This is a genomic window from Streptomyces sp. NPDC001880 (assembly GCF_053594575.1).
On record NZ_JBSFET010000214.1, the window covers coordinates 1 to 3,650 of the forward strand.

Annotated in this window: 2 protein-coding genes; one reads left to right on the forward strand and one right to left on the reverse strand. The window is 70.6% G+C overall.

The features are described 5' to 3' along the window. Positions 1 to 1,367: 1,367 nt before the first annotated feature. Complete coding sequence (locus ACWCQ6_RS36300; protein ID WP_451096653.1) at positions 1,368 to 3,359, forward strand: hypothetical protein; 1,992 nt, start codon at positions 1,368 to 1,370, stop codon at positions 3,357 to 3,359. A gap of 66 nt (positions 3,360 to 3,425) precedes the next feature. Here ACWCQ6_RS36300 and ACWCQ6_RS36305 read toward each other — a convergent pair. Next, the coding region (locus tag ACWCQ6_RS36305) for a hypothetical protein (RefSeq protein WP_451096655.1) at positions 3,426 to 3,650 on the reverse strand (225 nt) is incomplete at its 5' end.

Below are 3,650 nucleotides of genomic sequence, written 5' to 3' on the forward strand. Positions count from 1 at the left end.
TGAGCGCGACGACCGGCTTTCCGGGATCCGCCTTCTTCTTGTCCTTCTTCTCGTGCGCCTTGCCGCCGTCGGACGTGGTGGCGGTGGACTTCAGCCGGACTCGCCATCCTCACCGCCCTGCTCATCGGCATCCCCTGCCTGCTGCTCGCCGTGGGGCACCAGCCAACCGAACTGGCCGACGGCATCGACCTCATGGCCCAGGACGACGGAACACTGTTCCTCGTCGTCCTGACCTGCATCGGCTGGGCCGCATGGGCAGCCTTCACCTTCTCCGTCCTGGTCGAACTCGTCGCCCTGCTGCGCCGCCGTTCCTCACGCAGGATCAAGGGACTCGGCAGCCTCCAGTCACTCGCCAGCTTCCTCATCGGAAGCATCGTGCTGCTCGCCCCGACCGCCGCATCCGCGGCCACCCCGGGGCCGGCTGTCGCGGCCACCGCCGTACACACCGTGGGGGAGAGCGGCACCAGTACCGCACCCAGCACCGAGGCCTCCGCGGCGGCCGACGCGGACTGGCCCCAGCACACCGTCACCGGCCCTTCCGAACTCCCGTGGGATCTGGCGGAGGAGTACCTCGGCAAAGGCCAGCGCTGGAAGGACATCGCGGCCCTCAACCCCGACATCCCCGAACTCGCCGCCGGAGACCAGTACCTGCCCAAGGGCGCCGTCATCAAGCTTCCGGCCGACGCCAGGACCCCCGCCCCGGCCGCCGAACCCACCGCGGCGACGAGCGAGAGCCCCCAGCCCCACGCCCCCGAGCAGCAGGCCGACGAACAGCAGCAGGACAAGAGCGACAGCGAACCCGCCGCCAGCACGGAACGGCCGAGCAGCGTCACGGCACGCGAAGGCGACAGCCTCTGGAGCATCGCCGACAAGTACGGCGACCCGGAGGACTGGCACGACATCTACCAGGCCAACAAGGGCAAACCCACCCCGTCGGCGGGCACTTCGACAACCCCGACCTCATCTACCCGGGCCAGGAACTCGACCTGCCCCCGGCCGACTCGGCCTCCGAACCCTCCCGGGAACAGGACCAGGCCAAACCGGCGGCGCCGGAGAAGCCGCAGGAAAAGCCAGACCAGGAACAAGGCCAGGCGTCCGACACCACACCGGACAACGACGCCAACACCAGCAAACCCACCACACCCCCCGCGCCCTCCCGCACGCAACAGCCCGCCCAGACCACCCCCACCCCCACCCAGGACAGCGACCGCACCCCGGACCCCGCCGCACAAACCGACTCCGAAACCGCCCTGGCACCGGCCGCCGTATGGGCCGGAGCCGGAGCCCTGGCCGCCGCGCTCGTCGGCACACTCGCCACCCGCCGCATGCTCCAGCAACGCCGCCGCCGCCCCGGCCGACGCATCCCCATGCCCACAGGCCGCGCCGCCGCGACCGAACAAGGCCTGCGCGCCGCCCAACACCCCACCGGCTTCGACCTCCTCAGCAACGCCCTGCGCTCCCTCGCCCTCAACATCGCCGCAGCAGACCGGGAACTGCCCGTCATCGAGGCGGTCGTGCTGCACGACGCCAAGGTGGAACTGCACCTGGCCGAGGACACCACCCCCATGAAGCCCTTCACCGCGACCGCCGGCCGGAAGGACCTGTGGACCTGCCCGGCCTCCAGCCAGGACCTGGCCGACGAAGAACAGCTGAAGAACGCCGACGCCCCCTACCCCGCCCTGATCTCGATCGGCTGGGACCACGCCGGCCACCTCGTCCTGATCGACCTGGAACACGTCGGCATCCTGAACCTGGCAGGCGACACCGACTTCGCCCGCCAGGTCCTGCAGGCCATCGCGGTCGAACTGGCCAGCACCCCACTGCCCGGCCACCTGGAAGTCACCGCCCTCGCCGACACGGCCCCGGGCCTGGACACCGCAGCCCCCGAACGAGTCGTCCGCACCGACAACCTCGCCGACGCCACCACCGAACTGACCAGCCACACCGCCGACCAGCGCCGCGCCCTGTCCGCCATCGGCGCGGACAACCTGCGGGCCGCACGCCTCATGGACGACGCAGCCGGCGCCTGGACACCGCACATCCTGCTCGCCGACACCCTGCCCGGCAGCGACGACACCCACGTCACCGCGCTCTTCGACGCCCTCACCGAAGAACCCCGAACGGCGGGCGCCGTCATCACCGCCGACGCCTCCGCAACCCTCCCGGCCACCGCATGGACCCTTGAGTGCCAAGGCCCGGACCACACCCTCGCCCTGCCCGGATCCGACCTGGCCATCAAGCTCCAGGGCCTGAGCGACGAACACTTCGCGGACGCCATCGAACTGCTCACCCTCGCAGCGAGCAACACCGACGTCGAAGCACCGGAATGGACCCGGGCCGACGATCAGGAAGCATCCGAAGAACCGGCACCGGCAGACGAGACCGACCACGCCGAAGTACCCGAGAGCACGACGGACGAGAACGACGCGGACGACGACGGACTGCCCGCCGAGTACGCCGAACTCGAACAGGAAGCCGCCGAAGACGGCCCACAGGAAGAGCCCACGGGCCCCTCGCTCGCCGACGTCCTGAACGCCACCGACGAACCACCGGCAGCAGCCGTACAACCCGAACCGCGCACCGAACCCCTCGCCGAAGCGAGCCCAGCCGTCCTGCTGCTCGGGCCCATCAGCATCGAAGGAGCCAGCGGCCGGATCGACTCCAGCCGCCGCAGCGCCGGCATCGAACTGACCGCCTTCCTCGCCCTCAACCCGGGCGTGGACCACCACGCCATCGACGACGCCCTCTGGCCCGGCCGTCTGGTCAACAAGCAGATGCGCAACGCCGTCATCTCCCGCACCCGCTCATGGCTCGGCAAGGACACCGACGGCAAAGCCCACCTGCCCCGGGTCCAGGACACCGGAGACAGCCGCTACCGCCTCGGAACCTCCGTCACCTGCGACTGGACCCGCTTCCAACGCCTCGCCCGCACAGGCCTGGCACGACACGACGAAGACGGCGACCTCGCCCTGCGCCGCGCACTCGCACTGGTCCGCGGCAGGCCCTTCACCGGCATCGACCCCCAGCGCTACGCATGGGCCGAGCCGGTCATCCAGGAAATGGTCTCCGCAATCGTCGACGTCGCGTACGAACTGTCAACCCGCTGCCGAGAAGCCAACGACATCCCCGGCGCCCTGTGGGCCGCCCACCGAGGCCTGCTCGCCGCCGAGGAGAGCGAGATGCTGCACCGCCAGATCTTCCTCGCCCACCACACCGCAGGCGACATCACCGCGCTGCGCGAGGCAGCCGCCCGCCTCGCCCACATCAACGACCAACTGCTCGGCGGCGTCGACATGGAAGCCGAAACCGCCGAGCTCCTGCGTAACCTGCTGCCCCGCCCCATCACCCGTGCCCGCTGACCCGCGCTGCGGCTCCCGCCCGGCGGAAGGACGACTGATTACGCACGCAGGGCCTTCGGCCCGTGATCAACCCAGGCCGAGTTCGCGGTGCGTCTGGGCGTCCAGTGCCGCCCCCGCCCGGTCCCGGCGTCGGTCCACGAGGTCGGTGAACCGGGCGAGGGCCGCGCGCTCGACCGGGGTGAGGTCATCGATGGTCACCTCGATGGCCTCACGGACCCGCTCGGACACTGCCCTGGCAGTGATGGACTCGATCTCGACGGGCCCGTCCGTACTGTGATAGCCGTGTTCGAC